Raw genomic sequence first — 15,194 nt, 5'->3', positions numbered from 1 at the left:
TACATCGTTTATAATAAAGCGAACACTGACTTGACTCGAAATAGAGGAAGGACGTTTGTGCGTGACGAAACGGATAGATGGTTTTCCTGATAGAAAGCGGCAACTCCTCAAGCAATCATTGAATGGATCGTTGGTTATTAGCAGTTTGCTGGCAGCACTCGGGTTGGTCTGGATTATCGTATCATTTATATTAATTTCTAACACGATGTACAAATGGACCGCTTTGGCCATCGCTGCATCGTTAATCGTAACTGCAGTAATTGTTTATATAAAGCGAAATGTGACGTTTAGCTTCCAAAATTATCATACGGCAATTGTAGAGACTTTGCTTCGTTCAGATGCCGTTCCGCTAGCGATATTGGATAAAAACGGGATTGTCATGGAGTTGAACGAGGCTTCCGGCCGTACACTTGGTTATGACCGAACCGAGCTTCTGGGTGAAACGATCTTGCGACTAGTCGAACCGGGTAGCCGGCAATTGCTGCAAGAAACATTTGAGCATGCTTTGCTTGGTGAAACCAAACAGATCAATATTAACATTACACATGGTTCAGGTTTTCCGCTCGAGCTTCAAGTTGTTTGCTCACCTATGATACAGATGGATGAAGTCATCGGAACGGTAGTAATAAGCCAGGATTTAAGCGATCGCAAACGTAATATTGAACGAATTCGCTATATGGCCTATCACGATGATATGACCGGATTGCCGAATCGCACTTTGTTTCAAATGAAACTGACGGAGACGTTGACAAGGGCGAAGGAAGAAGAACGTATCGTTGGTATTTGTTATTTGGATTTAGATCGCTTCAAGCTGGTCAATGCATCTTTTGGACGCGAATTTGGTGATATTCTTCTCATGCAAGTTGCAGAAAGACTAAATCGAGATCTTGATGACAATGATTTTGCAGCGCGTATGGAAGGCGATGAATTTGCTTTATTATTTTGCAATTTACGATCGGAGAAGCATTTGCTTGAGCTGTGCAGAAATCTCCTCAAGTCGATTGAAGAGCCCTATGAGCTGAGCGGCTTCCCGTTACATATTACAGCGAGCATTGGTTTGGTTACAAACCGCAACGCGGATGATGATAGTTATTCGCTTATCAAGAAAGCAGATATGGCGCTTGTCAAAGTGAAGGAAAGCGGGAAAAATGATTGCCTGCTTTATTCGGAGGACTGGAGCAATTCGTCATTGGAGCGACTTACGCTGCAGCATGAGATGTATCGCGCGATTCAGCGCGAGGAATTTATTTTGCATTATCAGCCGCAATATGATTTGAGCTCAGGTACTATGGTTGGCGTAGAAGCGCTTGTAAGATGGAATCATCCGATTAAAGGCATGATACCGCCAGGGAACTTTATTCCGTTAGCTGAAGAGAGCGGCATGATTGTCCAAATTGGCGATTGGGTGCTGGAAGAGGCCTGCCGTCAAAACAAAGCATGGCAAGACGCTGGATTGCCATTAATGCCAGTATCCGTCAATTTATCGATTAGGCAATTCGTTCAAACGGATCTCGCAGGCAAGGTAGCGGCAGTACTTGAGAAAACAGGCCTCGATCCAAAATATTTGGATCTGGAAATCACGGAGTCGATGACGATGGATGTTAGCCATGTGTCTCGCTGTTTGCTCGACTTGACGGAATTAGGCGTTAATATTAGCGTTGATGATTTTGGTACAGGCTATAGTTCATTCCATTATTTGAAAAACTTCCCGATTGATCGGTTGAAAATTGACCGCTCCTTCGTACGTGATATTCAGCAGGACCCGAGTGATGCAGAAATCGTTGCTGCAATTATTGCAATGGCTCATAACCTGAATATTCAGGTTATCGCAGAAGGCGTGGAGACTGAAGGGCAAATGGAGTTTCTTCGCAAGCATAAATGCGATGAAATGCAGGGCTTCTTTTGGAGTCCCCCTGTATCAAGTGACAACATTGAACAAATGTTATCACCGGGTTATGCATAAAAAACCGTTCTATGGCTGAAAAACAGTCATTGGAACGGTTTTTTTTCTTCATGCGTGGATTAGTATGAGAAGTCTTCAATTTCGTTCATTCGAAACGTATAAACTTGCTTCTCGTCGACATGATAAACGGTAATAATATTTTCCGACTCATCCATATTAATGATTCGGCAAGGAATGCTGAGCGTAATACCTAAGCCTTTATTAACGAGGAGCCGGATTAAGGTATTGTTTTTCATGAGTGCCCTTATTTTGTCGTAATAGCTTAAAGCTTCTAGAGCATCTGCTGCTGGTTTGTCGACCTTTTTAGCTTCTTTTGTTTTCTCAGGAGTGGTGGTTGAAGTTCTGTTAGGTTGTACGTTGTCAGCATTTTTAGTTAGGTTAGGCGGCAAAGGAATTTCACGGGTGGAGCTTGTATTATTCTTGCGATGATCGATTTGCTCTCCAAGTTGGATGCCGGATAATATACGGAAATCAACAAAGTCAGAACCATTTAGCGAATGAAGCAATTGCTCAAGCGCTGCAGCATTGTTTTTCCCTTCTACAAGCACCTCAATATTAAAAATAAAGGATGCTCGGTCTTGTGAAGAGTTATGTTTTTCCATAGGACCTCCGGACGATTCGATATAGTACTAATATACCACTAAATCGATTTTTCATGTAGTAGTGAGCGGCGATAACTCGAGTGATGCAAGAAAATGTATCCGCATTCAAATGGACAGATACAGGATTTAGATTAAATCTGTGCTATACGGTATAAAGACCTAACTACTTATAATAAAGTTCGGCTGATCTATTTTAGCATATATTATTATTTCTTTGAAACATTAAACGGAAGTTGTACTGTCAAGATTAATTGCAGAATAAATGTAAAATTTTATAAAAAATAAAAAAATGGATTGTTGGTCTCGATATATTATGTGATCTTTGTATGGGAAGGGTTAGACAGGTTAAAAGTAGTGGAAAAGATAGAGTCACTTTGCCTTATTGAAGGCAGCGGTGGCTCTATTTTTAGGTATGTACTAAATGACTATTATTTGGAAAATAAGGCTTGAGTACAATCAATAACTGAGGAAGATACATTTACTATTAATAGAGTCTGCCGATAGAGGGGTAGAATGTTTTCTGTTTCTGGGAGAATTTTTATTTTAGATGATAAGTTTTATATAGATTCAATGATAGGAAAATTGGGATCGAAAAATTTCATCGATTCTGATTTTTTATGATATATGAATTCGAGATTGTTGAACAAAGGATGGGGCTAATGGATATGTATTGTGGCAGCTCAAAACTTAACAGATCACAATGTTCTAGTAGCAATTGTTCATGCTCCGGTTCATTAAGCTGCGACGGGACGCGTAAGAAGGGGATAACTGGCGCGACGGGGGCGACGGGTGAAACAGGGGCAACGGGAGTAACAGGGGTAACAGGAGCAACTGGGGAGACAGGGGCAACAGGGGCGACAGGAGCGACGGGAGCAACTGGGGTAACTGGAGCAACGGGAGTAACGGGAGTAACAGGAGTAGCGGGTGAGACTGGAGCCACAGGAGCAACTGGGGTAACAGGAGCAACCGGGCCGACTGGGGCAACAGGAGTAACTGGAGAGACAGGGGCAACAGGAGCGACGGGAGTAACTGGAGTAACAGGGGCGATAGGGACTGTAGGAGTAACGGGTGCAACGGGAGCAACCGGCACTACAGGAGCGACGGGAGTAGGAGTGACGGGTGAAACCGGGGCAACAGGCACGACAGGAGCTACGGGAGTAGGAGTGACAGGAGCAACCGGGGCCACCGGCGCTACAGGAGCGACGGGAGTGGGAGTGACGGGTGCAACAGGAGCAACCGGAACGACAGGAGCCACTGGAGTAGGAGTAACGGGTGCAACAGGAGCAACCGGAACGACAGGAGCCACTGGAGTAGGAGTAACGGGTGCAACTGGGGCAACCGGCGCTACAGGAGCGACGGGAGTGGGAGTGACGGGAGTTACCGGGGCAACCGGGGCCACAGGCACGACAGGAGCGACGGGAGTAGGAGTAACGGGTGCAACTGGGGCAACCGGCGCTACAGGAGTAGGAGTAACGGGTGCAACGGGAGCAACCGGGTCGGCAGGAGCGACGGGAGTGGGAGTGACAGGTGCAACAGGAGTAACCGGTGCGACAGGAGCGACGGGAGTAGGAGTAACGGGTGCAACTGGGGCAACGGGCACAACAGGAGCGACGGGAGTGGGAGTGACCGGTGCAACTGGGGCAACAGGCACGACAGGAGCGACGGGAGTAGGAGTGACAGGAGCAACTGGGGCAACAGGCGCTACAGGAGTAGGAGTGACGGGTGCAACGGGAGCAACCGGGTCGACAGGAGCTACGGGAGTGGGAGTGACAGGTGCAACAGGAGCAACCGGTGCGACAGGAGCTACGGGAGTAGGAGTGACGGGTGCAACCGGGGCAACGGGCACGACAGGAGCGACGGGAGTGGGAGTGACGGGTGCAACTGGGGCAACAGGCACGACAGGAGCGACGGGAGTAGGAGTAACGGGAGCAACCGGGGCGACAGGCACGACAGGAGCGACGGGAGTAGGAGTAACGGGTGCAACGGGAGCTACAGGAGCGACGGGAGTAGGAGTAACGGGCGCAACAGGTGCGACAGGAGCCACTGGTCCGAACTTTGCTGCTGAAGGATTTTCAGCATTTTTGTCAACTCTTACTTTATCTGCAACAGGTCAGCTTATTAACTGGTCTGTAGCGAATCCTTATTACGGAAATGCGAATTTCAATGCTGCAACTGGAAATTTCACAATACCGGTCACTGGTAGATATTCTATTTTAGCAACAGTAAATTATATAACCACAGCAGCTATTGGCGTAAGCCTCGGAGCTGGAGTAAACCCCTTTTTTCTAGTTCAAAGAACAGCACCTACAACAACAAGTCTAGTTACGGGATTATTACCTATTTTGAATGTTAATATTGCATTGCTTCTAACTTTAAGAGCCGTACTCGGAAATGGAACTGTAACCTTGGCAGGTGAGGTTACGCTCACCGCTGGTGATGTTGTTGGGCTTTACTATAATGCGAACGGTCTGACTATCGCACTTAATATAGGTGGCGGATCTACAAATGGTGTAGTTTGGTCCATGCATGAACTTACGTAATAATCAAACATGCATTTCGTTAATGGAGGTTAAATCTACTAGGCATATGACCTCTTTTGGAATAAATTCAGATAATGTATAACCATGTGCCGGAAAGATACATTTAATATAAGTATGAATTGGAATATGCGTTTTTTGAAAGAGGGGGGAATATGCTGAAAAGGAGATTCTGTTCAAAGAAAAAGCCCTTATTTGAATCAATGAATGTTCTCATGGTGAAACCCTCTTTTATTCAAATAAATAAGCAAAAATCAAAATATATAATAAAGAAAAAATGCTGTAAAAAAAGAACGCGTAGGAAGAGATGTTTCCCAATATTTCCGTGTCCTCCTAAGCGATGTCACAGGCGAAGACCGAGACCATGTCCAAGGCCTTGTCCTAGACCATGTCCAGATCCATCTTGCGTTGATCCTGCGACTACGTTGGTTGAAAAAGAATGCTGTGGAAATATATTACTCCAAAGTAATCTAACAGGACTTCAAATATGGGAAACAGATATTGAAGCAAAAGTTAAGGTGGCGCAAATGACTATATACTCGAGCCCATCGAGCACTGATCCTTTGGAAGTAGAAATTGTTGGTACTGAAACTAAACTAATGATTGTGCCACCTGGTAATACGGTTAATTTTATTGGTGAAGGCATTAAGTCTGTAAAAGTTTCTGCAAAAGGTAATGAGTTACTTTATATTGAAGGGAAATATGTAATTTCAACTACGATTGGTCTGCATTCGAACCCCATTCCATTAAATGAACAATAATAAAGGGTGGTTCTTCAATAAATGAAGAACCACCCTTATTTTTAGGCTATATGATTTATAGGCTATAACGGACTGTAATACAAAACTCTCCTTGTGCTGCTGCCGTCGTAGTTAAGGAAATGGTATTAAAACGTGCTACCGTAAATGATGCACTGCCTCCAACAGGAATAACTATGGTTTGAATAGCTGCTACGATTCCTGTTCTGAAGAAGTTTACTGTTAATGGTGCTGTACCGGTTTCATATTTAACATACCCTGTCCCATTGATGGTTTGTGATATATTGTCCGAATAAATGATTTGGGTTCCAGCTGCAGCTAATTGCCAATTCGAGCACACTTTATCTTGCACAATGACTTTGTCTGAGCAACAACTAAGTGTAGAATTTGTTTCACACATATTCGTTTATCCCTCCACTCGTTTATTTTATTGGACAGGGTAACGGGTAGTTATGCAGAATTCACCTTGATAAGTACCTGGTGATGCTGCTGGAAGCGTTATTTGAATGGCACTGAAGCGCCTATACGTAAAAGCAAGACTTGTTCCGGGAGAGAGTGTAAATGGAGCAGCATTGATAGGAGTTCCCGTGCTGTCGAGAAAATCAAATGTAATATCATCTGGACCGATGTCGTATTGCAAATACCCGGTACCGACAATATTTTGATTTATATTATTTGTGAATACGACAACTAGGACGTCAGCAGCGACAACGGTACCGCTCCATGGTGTACATACTTTATCTTGCACAAAGTTTTTATCAGCACAACAAGTTAAAGCAGTTGCAGAATTATTACAACCCATACCTAAATCCCTCCTATTTATAATTTCTAACTATTTAATGCAGGCATTAACCTGCCCGCTTGGACATCTGCCTGAGGTGAGAAATATCTTTTAAACAAGAAGTCATTCGTTATTGCAATTTCTATGGGTAATAGACTAGAGAGAGAAGAAGAACCATCAAAATGAAGAGCGAAGGGATTTGTCATTGGAGAAACAGAATTAAAGCCTAGAAAGCCATGTAAGTAAAGATGAAAAACATCCGAGTTTGTTAACCAGTTGATTTTCTTTTTTGAAGGGGGAAGGTGCAGGAGTACCTGACGTATAAGTATAAGGATAGTAAGTATCCGTTAGGTTGTGATTAGTTTGATTAGCAAGGCAAGGAAAGGTTAATTTCAAAGGGAGAGGTTCGAGATGAAAAAAGAAGAATTTTGTCCCGAATGTGGAGGAACCAACTTTGGGAAAGGTAAGTCGCACGGTGAAGCCAGAGTATACCCTATGAAAAAAATGCTAACATTAGGATCAGATGTTACTCATGTAATTTGTATAAAGTGTGGATATATATTAAAAAGTTTTGTTATTGAGCCACATAAATTTGAGGATAAATAACGGTTTCATTTTACGGAGATGAGGAGATGAAAATCAATAAGAAGTATAATTATTGGGTATTTTATTTTGACGAAACAAATGACGATGATAGGCAGCGTGTTGCTGCGATTTGGGATGGAGAATGGCATAGTATAGAATTGCTGGATAAGTCTGATGCCGAATTGAAGGAATATCTAATAGAAGTAATTGATGATTACAATGTATACACTGGTGAAAAAATCAATAGAAATTTGATTGAACATGCTATAAATGAGATAAAGAAAATTAAAGAAGAGCTGAATTTTTTAGGGTAATGAAAACTCTGTTTCATGTGGTCTCCAACATGCAACAAGAGCTGGCAGAGCAAATTGATTCACTCATAAATATGTGACTGCATTTGTGATTTCACCCCTCAACCACTGCATAAATGAGCAAACGTCCAACACTGCAAATTTACTTTTGCATATACTGATGTTGCAGTGCATTGCCTCTTACATTATGTAAAAAAAGGGGGTGGATCCTATATGATGCGGATGGTTCCTTTCACACTGGAGAATGGAGAAACCGTTCTTGGCGTTGAAGTGAAGCTGCCCAAAACAACTTTGCTCGCTATCATGACGGACAAAGGATATATTATGTGCGGTGCGCTTGATGTTTCTCTGCTTAATGAGCGACTCAAAGACCGGGAAATTATAGCTGGCAGAGCTGTCGGAGTAAAAACGTTGGAAGAGTTGATGGAAGCCCCTTTGGAATCGGTTACTTTAACAGCAGAGACAAAGGGTGTTGTAGTAGGCATGAAGGGCTCGGAAGCGCTCCAATTGATGCTTTAACAAAAATAAAACAAAGAGCCCCAATCAAGCTGTACGCGTGAATGCCGCGAACATCGGATTAGGGCTCTTATTATTTAGTGATTATTCAAACAGCTTGCGAAGGTTAACATCGTATGGCGCTTGGACGATACCTTTTTCAGTAATAATGGCTGTTACATATTCATTAGGCGTTACGTCGAATGCTGGATTGTATACTTTAATGCCTTGAGGAGCAGTGCGCTTGCCGAAGCCCTCTGTAATTTCTTCCGCGTTGCGTTCTTCAATTGGAATTTCAGAACCAGTCGGCGTATTCAAATCAATTGTGGAAAGAGGGCTTGCTACATAAAAAGGAATGCCATGAGCTTTAGCGAGTACAGCTACGCTGTACGTTCCAATTTTGTTAGCTACATCACCATTTGCAGCAACGCGGTCAGTACCTACGATAACCGCATCTACCCAGCCCTTAGCCATAATCATACCAGCCATGTTGTCGCAAATAAGCGTAACATCGACGCCTGCCTGCTGCAATTCAAATGCTGTTAACCGAGCGCCTTGAAGGACAGGACGCGTCTCGTCAGCATATACACGCAGTGTAATACCGCGTTCCAAGGCTAAGTAGAAGGGTGCAAGAGCTGTGCCATATTTAGCCGTAGCCAAGCCGCCAGCATTACAGTGTGTCAATACGCCCATATCATCTTTAAACAATGATAGTGCATGTTCACCGATCATTCTGTTTGTTTCTTCATCTTCGCTTTGAATCGCGATTGCTTCCGTTAGCAGAGCGGCTTTGCTTTCCTCGAGCGACAAGCCTTTCTCGATGTAAGAAGCGGCAGCTGCTTTCATGCGATCAAGTGCCCAGAACAAGTTAACAGCGGTTGGTCTTGAAGTCGCGAGATATTCTGCTTGCTTGACGACTTGCGCGAGCCATGCCTCAGTGGTTTGCTCATCACGGCTGCCTAGAACGACGCCGTAAGCTGCTGAAATGCCGATGGCTGGAGCTCCGCGTACTTTTAAGTGGCGAATCGCTTCCCATACATCCTCTGCTGTCGTTAAAGGCAAATAAACGATTTCTTCTGGCAAAAGCCGTTGGTCAAGTAGATCAAGCCTGTCTTCGGTCCAAATAACCGATTGCAAGCCAGCATAATTATTTGTTGTCATGGTGTCATTTCCTCTCTGTGTTCAATCATTTATTTGCAAGTGATAAGGCAACGTCGATAACTTCCTCAATGGATTGCGTATTGCGGTTGTTGCGAATCAGCGATGTTCCAATAGCAAGAGCAAGGCGCTGAGCTTTCTCTTTTGCAGCTGCATCAGGGATACGATCTACATCAATTACATGAGACAAACCGACGATTCGGCGTACGATTTTGCAGCCTGCAAAACCAACAGCGTCCTGCAGCAAACGATTCATATAATAATCTTGATAGCCTGGTGTTGAAGAAGCAATACGATCAAGACCATGCTCATCCCATAATGCACGGAATTTTTGATCGAATAGGTTCCACACATCACGTACCGAATCGGTCAAATAACGACGGAAGTCATTTCTCGTTTCTGTATCCGTGCTCCAATGCTCTTGCCCTGCAAAGTTGAGAAGCAAATTCGCAATAACAGCACCAATGTCGAAGCCAATTGGCCCATAATAAGCGAATTCAGGATCGATGACCTTTGTAGATTCAGGCGTTACGAAAACACTGCCCGTATGAAGATCGCCATGCAACAGCGCTTGTGCATTTGTTAAAAATTTGTCACGCAAAATCGATACTTCAAGATGAAGCTGTGAATCCTGCCAAAGCGCCTCAGCAGCATCCTGAATTGCTGGATCAAAGCTGTTGTTAGGCGAATTGGTATAAGGATCGTCGAATATGAGATCCTCTGTTATTTTACATAACTCAGGATTAATAAAAGCTTTTACGCGCTGCTTCTTTTCCTGCTGGTTCATGCCAAGATCAGAGGTGAAAAATAAAGTCCGCGCCATAAATGTTGAAATATCGTCCGCGAATTTAGGATAACGTGTTCCGCCAATCAACCCTTGACGCATGATAATATGATCGCTGAGATCTTCCATAATGGTGAGATAGAGCTCTGGGTCATATTTATAAACGTTTGGAACAAGTCCAGGAGCAAGCTCGCCTTCCAAAATAAGCTTATCACTTTCAATACGTGCACGATCGAGTGTAAGCGGCCAAGACTCACCAACAACTTTAGCATAAGGAAGCGCCTGTTTCATAATAAGGCTCTTGCCGCTGCTAGAATCAACAATGTGGAAAACCAAGTTTAAATTACCGTCTCCAATTTCTCGGCTGGTTAAACTTGCTCCCTCTGGGAAATAACCGTCAAGCGAAAGAGCTATTTGAATGGCTTCTTGTTCTGATAATGGATGATATGCAGACACGGCTGTCCACCTCCGGTTTATAGTAGTTGGGCAGCAATGCCCAGTATTCATCTCAACATAGTATAATGTATATTATTTCGCCTTGGAATACCCTCATTTGATATAATGTTATCAATTATAGACAAGTTGGATGGAGGAAGTATAGTGACTGCACAAAATGAACAACAGTCGATCGCTTTGAAAGAGTGGGCTGTCAGTGTAAAAGCGCTCGCAGAGGGGCAGCAAATTATCGTTATGCGTAAAGGCGGAATCATTGAAGAAACGCGAGATTTCCAGCTTATTAGCCCTAGCTTTTATTTAATGCCTGCGTACGAGCACCAAAAGAAGCATCTTTTAAAGGAGCAATATGTTGACGGTTTGGAAGAAACGTTAGCGAATTGGTCGATAGACATGGAAACGATTAAGCTAGAAGCTTACGCCGAGGTCGTTGAAGATATTGAAGTAACGGATCAAGAAACACTCGATCGTTTACGCGATTTGCATATATGGACAGATACGTTTGCAGAGGAAAGATTGCGCTGGAAAAAAACCAAGCCGCTGCATGTTTTATTGCTCCGTGTTTACCGATTGGAGACGCCTTTGGAAATTTCGATGAGGCCTGCTTATAATGGATGCAAATCTTGGGTAAGAATGGAAGATGAAATACAATCTCCAAAAATGCTGCCTGTACTGGATGAAGAAACATTTCTGTCAGAAGTTCAAAAGATTAAAAATGAATTGGCATAAAAGATTTATTTTGATCAAAGGATCTTACGAGGAAAACCCATCTAATTGCCGATTAAAGGTGAAATAGGAGAAATATAAGCCGAAATCAACCTTTAGCTTTTCGATTTATATCTACAATAAAAAGACATTATCAATGAATCAAAGACATCTCACATTGATTTATAACAAAAACTATATTAAAATGATTATTGAGAATCATTGAGAATCACTCTATAATAGAAAGTCTATTATTTATAGAAGTGACTGAGCGAATTAAACCAACCTTGGAGGGATCAGCATATTATGTCTACTCATTTTGTCATTGATGGTCTGAAAGCGGCTATCGACGGAAAAGAGATTTTGAAAGGTATTAACCTAGAAATTAAAGGTGGAGAAATTCACGCAATCATGGGCCCGAACGGTACCGGTAAATCTACACTGGCATCCGCTTTGATGGGACATCCTAAATATGAAGTAACAGAAGGAACGGCAGTACTAGATGGCGCTGACATCCTTGAAATGGGTGTTGACGAGCGCGCACTTGCTGGTTTGTTTCTTGCAATGCAATATCCAAGTGAAATTCCAGGCGTAACGAACTCTGACTTTTTACGCAGTGCGCTAAATGCACGTCTTGGCGAAGGCAATGAAATCTCGTTGATTAAATTCATTCGCAAAATGGAAAGTAAAATGAAAGAGCTTGAAATGAATGCTGAATTCGCTCACCGTTACCTTAACGAAGGTTTCTCAGGCGGCGAGAAAAAACGTAACGAAATTTTGCAAATGATGCTTCTTGATCCGAAAATCGTTGTTCTTGATGAGATCGATTCAGGTCTTGACATAGATGCACTTCGTATCGTTTCACAAGGCGTAAATGCTATGCGTTCGGAAGATCGCGGTTTCCTTATCATCACTCACTATCAGCGTTTGCTTAACTATATTACTCCAGACTATGTACATGTTATGATGCAAGGCCGCATCGTTAAATCGGGTGGTCCTGAGCTGGCTGAGCGTTTGGAAAACGAAGGTTATGATTGGGTAAAAGAAGAGCTTGGAATCGAAGATGAAACGGTCGGTCAGGCTTAAGCAGAGAAGGGGGCAAAACGGATGAGTACACAACTATCAACGCAGGCCAACCGTCAAGCTGCTGAAGCGCTGGCACGTAGTAAAGGCGAGCCGAACTGGCTTGTTGAACTGCGCGGAGAAGCGGCAGACCTTGCCGGAACACTCGGATGGCCTAAGCCGGAGAAGGTTCGTATTGAACGGTGGAATTTGACGGCACTAGGAAACTACGAGCAACCGACAACGGTTGGAGCAATTAGCGAACTTCCACAAGCTGTTCGTGAATTGATCACAGAAGGAACTGAAAATTTGCTTGTTCAACGTAATTCCGGCATCGTATGGAATCAGTTTTCAAACGAATTGGCTAGCAAAGGCGTTATTTTCACAGATTTGGAGACGGCATGCAAAGAGCATGGCGACCTCGTTCAAAAATATTTGTTCCAAGCAGTAGCGAAGGACGAAGATAAGCTTACAGCACTTCATGCAGCACTTTGGAACGGCGGCGTATTCGTTTACGTTCCTAAAGATGTTGAAGTCGAGCTGCCGCTTCAAGCGATTTTTTACAATGATAATGCTGAAGCGACATTTGCTCCGCATATCTTGATCGTAGCGGACAATAATAGCCGAGTGACATATGTGGATTGTGTTGTATCCGAACCGGGAGCAAGCAGTGCTCCTTTCGTACATCCATCTGTTGTTGAAGTGTTCGTGAAGCCAGGCGCTCATGTTCGTTTCAGCTCCATCCACCATATGGCTGAGACGGGCGTGGATATGTCAATCCGTCGTTCGGTTATTGAAAACGACGGCCAAATGGAATGGATTATCGGTGATTTGAATGACGGAAATACGTTGTCTGACACGAAATCCATGTTGAAGGGCACAGGCTCTACTTCTGATGCAAAAGTAATCAGCGTAGGCAAAAACGCTCAACAAAACAGCTTGACGACTGGGGCCGTTCACTTCGGCAAAAGCTCCGACAGCAACATGGTAACACGTGCAGTAATGAAGGATTCCGCTTCAGCGATCATTAACGGAATTACAAAAATCGAGAAGGGTGCGACGAAAGCGAACGGTGTACAAACCGAGAAGGTGCTCATGCTGAGCCCTAAAGCGCGCGGCGATGCCAATCCGATTTTGCTTATAGATGAAGATGATGTAACAGCAGGCCACGCAGCAAGCGTGGGGCAAGTAAACCCTGAGCAGGTATATTACCTAATGTCTCGCGGTATATCTAAGCAAGACGCTGAACGTCTAATTATTTACGGCTTCTTGGCTCCAGTCGTATCGGAAATTCCAGTCGAGGCGGTACGCGGTCAGCTTCAGCGTTTGCTCGAAAGGAAGCTAGAGGGATGAATATAAATGCGATTCGGGAGCAGTTCCCGATATTGCATCAAGAAATAAACGGGCACCCGCTCGTTTATCTGGACAGCGCGGCATCTTCGCAGAAGCCGCGCTCCGTCATTGATGCGGTTAATCGGTACTATGAGCTGGATAACGCGAACGTTCATCGCGGTGTGCATACACTTGGTTCCAGGGCGACTGATGCCTATGAGGGAGCGCGCGAGAAGGTAGCGAAGTTTCTGAATGCGGGAGCACCGGAGCAAATTATTTTCACACGCGGTACTACAACAGCACTAAACTTGGTTGCTTCAAGCTATGCACGCAGTGTATGCGGTGAAGGTGATGAAATTGTCATCACACCGATGGAGCATCACAGTAATTTAATTCCGTGGCAGCAGGCTGCTAAGGCCACTGGCGCAACGTTGAAATATATCCCGATGCAGCCCGATGGCACCATTTCTCTTGAGGATATTGAGAAGACGATCACTCCACAGACCAAGGTGGTTTCCATCACTTACGTCTCGAACGTGCTCGGTCTCATAAATCCGATTAAAGAAATTACCCAAATTGCACATCGTAACGGTGCCATTATGGTCGTGGATGGTGCTCAGAGCACACCGCATATGAAGATTGATCTCCAAGATTTGGATGTTGATTTTTATGCTTTTTCTGGTCATAAAATGTGTGGTCCTACGGGCATCGGTGCATTATATGGCAAGAAGGCACTGCTTAACAAGATGGAGCCGATTGAGTATGGCGGCGAGATGATTGATTTTGTTGATCTTTATGAGTCTACGTGGAAAGAGATTCCGTACCGCTTTGAAGGCGGCACTCCCATTATTGCGGGTGCGGTTGGACTCGGTGCTGCAATTGACTTCCTACAAGAAATTGGACTAGATGAAATTGATCAGCATGAGAGACGTTTAGCCACATATGCTTACGAGAAGCTATCTTCGCTGGAAGGCATCACATTGTACGGTCCGAAGCAAAATCGTGTAGGACTCATCACATTCAACTTGGATGATGTGCATCCGCATGATGTTGCGACCGTGCTTGATTCCAAAGGCATTGCGATTCGTGCAGGCCATCACTGCTGCCAGCCGCTAATGCGTTGGTTGAATGTATCGGCAACGGCAAGAGCAAGCTTTTATTTATATAATACTGAAGATGAAATTGACCGCTTAGCCGATGCCTTACTACAAACAAAGGAGTTCTTCGGTCATGCAATTGGATGATTTATATCGCAGAGTCATTATGGATCATTATAAAAACCCTCGAAATCGCGGTACCTTGGATGAAGAATCAGTTACCATTAACCTGAATAACCCTACCTGTGGCGATCGTATTTCGCTGCAGCTGCAGGTCGTAGACGGCCAAGTTGCCAATGCGAAATTCAGTGGTGAAGGCTGTTCTATCAGCATGAGCTCTGCATCGATGATGACAGAGGCGATAAAAGGAAAAACATTTGATGAGGCGCTTGCCATGGCTGAGAAATTCTCAGCTCTAATGAAAGGCGAACCGGTTGAATTTGATGAATATGAGGAATTGGATGCACTTTCTGGTGTAAACAAATTCCCTGCAAGAATTAAGTGTGCGACACTAGCGTGGAACGCCTTACGCAAAGGGATCGAGCAGCAAGAATCACATTAAACTAGATTT

16 protein-coding genes are annotated in these 15,194 nt (G+C 44.0%); 11 read left to right on the top strand and 5 right to left on the bottom strand.

The features are described from left to right. Positions 1–61 precede the first annotated feature (61 nt). Entirely contained in the window at positions 62–1,963 is a 1,902-nt protein-coding gene (locus BK120_RS25335; protein WP_076270284.1) for a putative bifunctional diguanylate cyclase/phosphodiesterase, read from the top strand. A gap of 59 nt (positions 1,964–2,022) precedes the next feature. On the opposite strand, the gene BK120_RS25330 is transcribed toward BK120_RS25335, so the two are convergent. Then, positions 2,023–2,565 (bottom strand): hypothetical protein, encoded by a 543-nt coding sequence (locus BK120_RS25330; RefSeq protein ID WP_076270283.1) that lies wholly within the window; start codon positions 2,563–2,565, stop codon positions 2,023–2,025. A gap of 659 nt (positions 2,566–3,224) precedes the next feature. Between BK120_RS25330 and BK120_RS36310 the strand changes: the two genes are divergently transcribed. After that, positions 3,225–5,105: a collagen-like protein gene (locus BK120_RS36310; RefSeq protein WP_305953904.1), complete on the top strand. Its 1,881-nt coding sequence runs from the start codon at positions 3,225–3,227 to the stop codon at positions 5,103–5,105. 152 nt (positions 5,106–5,257) lie between these two features. Next, positions 5,258–5,863, top strand: a complete 606-nt coding sequence (locus tag BK120_RS34995; RefSeq protein ID WP_144376856.1) for an S-Ena type endospore appendage — start codon at positions 5,258–5,260, stop codon at positions 5,861–5,863. A gap of 55 nt (positions 5,864–5,918) precedes the next feature. Here BK120_RS34995 and BK120_RS25315 read toward each other — a convergent pair whose 3' ends face one another. Both BK120_RS25315 and BK120_RS25310 read right to left on the bottom strand, forming a co-directional pair. After that, complete coding sequence (locus BK120_RS25315; protein WP_076270281.1) at positions 5,919–6,260, bottom strand: DUF3992 domain-containing protein; 342 nt, start codon at positions 6,258–6,260, stop codon at positions 5,919–5,921. Positions 6,261–6,287: 27 nt separating this feature from the next. Further along, positions 6,288–6,662: a DUF3992 domain-containing protein gene (locus tag BK120_RS25310; RefSeq protein WP_076270280.1), complete on the bottom strand. Its 375-nt coding sequence runs from the start codon at positions 6,660–6,662 to the stop codon at positions 6,288–6,290. 390 nt (positions 6,663–7,052) lie between these two features. Here BK120_RS25310 and BK120_RS25305 point away from each other — a divergent pair, with 390 nt between their 5' ends. The 3 genes from BK120_RS25305 (at position 7,053) to BK120_RS25295 (ending at position 8,056) form a co-directional block, all read left to right on the top strand. Next, on the top strand, positions 7,053–7,247 hold the full coding sequence (locus tag BK120_RS25305) for a transcription initiation factor TFIIIB (RefSeq protein ID WP_076270279.1): 195 nt from the start codon (positions 7,053–7,055) through the stop codon (positions 7,245–7,247). Positions 7,248–7,273: 26 nt separating this feature from the next. Further along, positions 7,274–7,540 (top strand): hypothetical protein, encoded by a 267-nt coding sequence (locus tag BK120_RS25300; RefSeq protein ID WP_076270278.1) that lies wholly within the window; start codon positions 7,274–7,276, stop codon positions 7,538–7,540. Positions 7,541–7,750: 210 nt separating this feature from the next. After that, positions 7,751–8,056 carry a YunC family protein gene (locus BK120_RS25295; RefSeq protein ID WP_076270277.1) on the top strand — a complete coding sequence of 102 codons (306 nt, stop codon included), beginning with the start codon at positions 7,751–7,753 and terminating at the stop codon, positions 8,054–8,056. 81 nt (positions 8,057–8,137) lie between these two features. On the opposite strand, the gene mtnA is transcribed toward BK120_RS25295, so the two are convergent. Both mtnA and mtnK read right to left on the bottom strand, forming a co-directional pair. Continuing rightward, a complete protein-coding gene (gene mtnA / locus BK120_RS25290) occupies positions 8,138–9,193 on the bottom strand; it encodes an S-methyl-5-thioribose-1-phosphate isomerase (RefSeq protein ID WP_076270276.1) in 1,056 nt (351 codons plus the stop codon). A gap of 25 nt (positions 9,194–9,218) precedes the next feature. Further along, positions 9,219–10,430: an S-methyl-5-thioribose kinase gene (gene mtnK / locus BK120_RS25285; RefSeq protein WP_076270275.1), complete on the bottom strand. Its 1,212-nt coding sequence runs from the start codon at positions 10,428–10,430 to the stop codon at positions 9,219–9,221. Positions 10,431–10,574: 144 nt separating this feature from the next. Here mtnK and BK120_RS25280 point away from each other — a divergent pair, with 144 nt between their 5' ends. From BK120_RS25280 to sufU, 5 genes are all read left to right on the top strand, one after another. Then, positions 10,575–11,156, top strand: coding sequence for a DUF1802 family protein (locus tag BK120_RS25280; RefSeq protein ID WP_256711017.1), 582 nt, complete (start codon positions 10,575–10,577; stop codon positions 11,154–11,156). A 282-nt stretch (positions 11,157–11,438) separates the two neighbouring features. Then, positions 11,439–12,218: a Fe-S cluster assembly ATPase SufC gene (gene sufC, locus BK120_RS25275; protein WP_076270273.1), complete on the top strand. Its 780-nt coding sequence runs from the start codon at positions 11,439–11,441 to the stop codon at positions 12,216–12,218. Between the two features lie 21 nt (positions 12,219–12,239). Then, the gene (sufD, locus tag BK120_RS25270; protein ID WP_076270272.1) at positions 12,240–13,547 is read left to right on the top strand and encodes a Fe-S cluster assembly protein SufD; all 1,308 of its coding nucleotides are present in this window, start codon (positions 12,240–12,242) and stop codon (positions 13,545–13,547) included. Beyond that, positions 13,544–14,770, top strand: coding sequence for a cysteine desulfurase (locus BK120_RS25265; RefSeq protein WP_076270271.1), 1,227 nt, complete (start codon positions 13,544–13,546; stop codon positions 14,768–14,770). The genes sufD and BK120_RS25265 overlap by 4 nt, the downstream gene beginning before the upstream one ends. Then, positions 14,757–15,185 (top strand): Fe-S cluster assembly sulfur transfer protein SufU, encoded by a 429-nt coding sequence (sufU, locus tag BK120_RS25260; RefSeq protein ID WP_076270270.1) that lies wholly within the window; start codon positions 14,757–14,759, stop codon positions 15,183–15,185. Before BK120_RS25265 ends, sufU begins: the two co-directional genes overlap by 14 nt. Positions 15,186–15,194: the final 9 nt, after the last annotated feature.

Origin of the sequence: Paenibacillus sp. FSL A5-0031 (genome assembly GCF_001956295.1) — a bacterium.
Lineage (GTDB): Bacteria > Bacillota > Bacilli > Paenibacillales > Paenibacillaceae > Pristimantibacillus.
This window is presented reverse-complemented; position numbering and strand designations above follow the sequence as displayed.

Excerpts from the sequence above, each read along its gene's own strand:
- BK120_RS34995 (WP_144376856.1), top strand. The coding sequence starts at position 5,258 with ATGCTGAAAAGGAGATTCTGTTCAAAGAAAAAGCCCTTATTTGAATCA.
- BK120_RS25305 (WP_076270279.1), top strand. The coding sequence starts at position 7,053 with ATGAAAAAAGAAGAATTTTGTCCCGAATGTGGAGGAACCAACTTTGGG.
- sufU (WP_076270270.1), top strand. The coding sequence starts at position 14,757 with ATGCAATTGGATGATTTATATCGCAGAGTCATTATGGATCATTATAAA.
- mtnA (WP_076270276.1), bottom strand. The coding sequence starts at position 9,193 with ATGACAACAAATAATTATGCTGGCTTGCAATCGGTTATTTGGACCGAA.
- BK120_RS25315 (WP_076270281.1), bottom strand. The coding sequence starts at position 6,260 with ATGTGTGAAACAAATTCTACACTTAGTTGTTGCTCAGACAAAGTCATT.
- sufC (WP_076270273.1), top strand. The coding sequence starts at position 11,439 with ATGTCTACTCATTTTGTCATTGATGGTCTGAAAGCGGCTATCGACGGA.
- BK120_RS25295 (WP_076270277.1), top strand. The coding sequence starts at position 7,751 with ATGATGCGGATGGTTCCTTTCACACTGGAGAATGGAGAAACCGTTCTT.
- BK120_RS25300 (WP_076270278.1), top strand. The coding sequence starts at position 7,274 with ATGAAAATCAATAAGAAGTATAATTATTGGGTATTTTATTTTGACGAA.
- BK120_RS25310 (WP_076270280.1), bottom strand. The coding sequence starts at position 6,662 with ATGGGTTGTAATAATTCTGCAACTGCTTTAACTTGTTGTGCTGATAAA.
- BK120_RS36310 (WP_305953904.1), top strand. The coding sequence starts at position 3,225 with ATGGATATGTATTGTGGCAGCTCAAAACTTAACAGATCACAATGTTCT.
- sufD (WP_076270272.1), top strand. The coding sequence starts at position 12,240 with ATGAGTACACAACTATCAACGCAGGCCAACCGTCAAGCTGCTGAAGCG.
- BK120_RS25265 (WP_076270271.1), top strand. The coding sequence starts at position 13,544 with ATGAATATAAATGCGATTCGGGAGCAGTTCCCGATATTGCATCAAGAA.
- BK120_RS25330 (WP_076270283.1), bottom strand. The coding sequence starts at position 2,565 with ATGGAAAAACATAACTCTTCACAAGACCGAGCATCCTTTATTTTTAAT.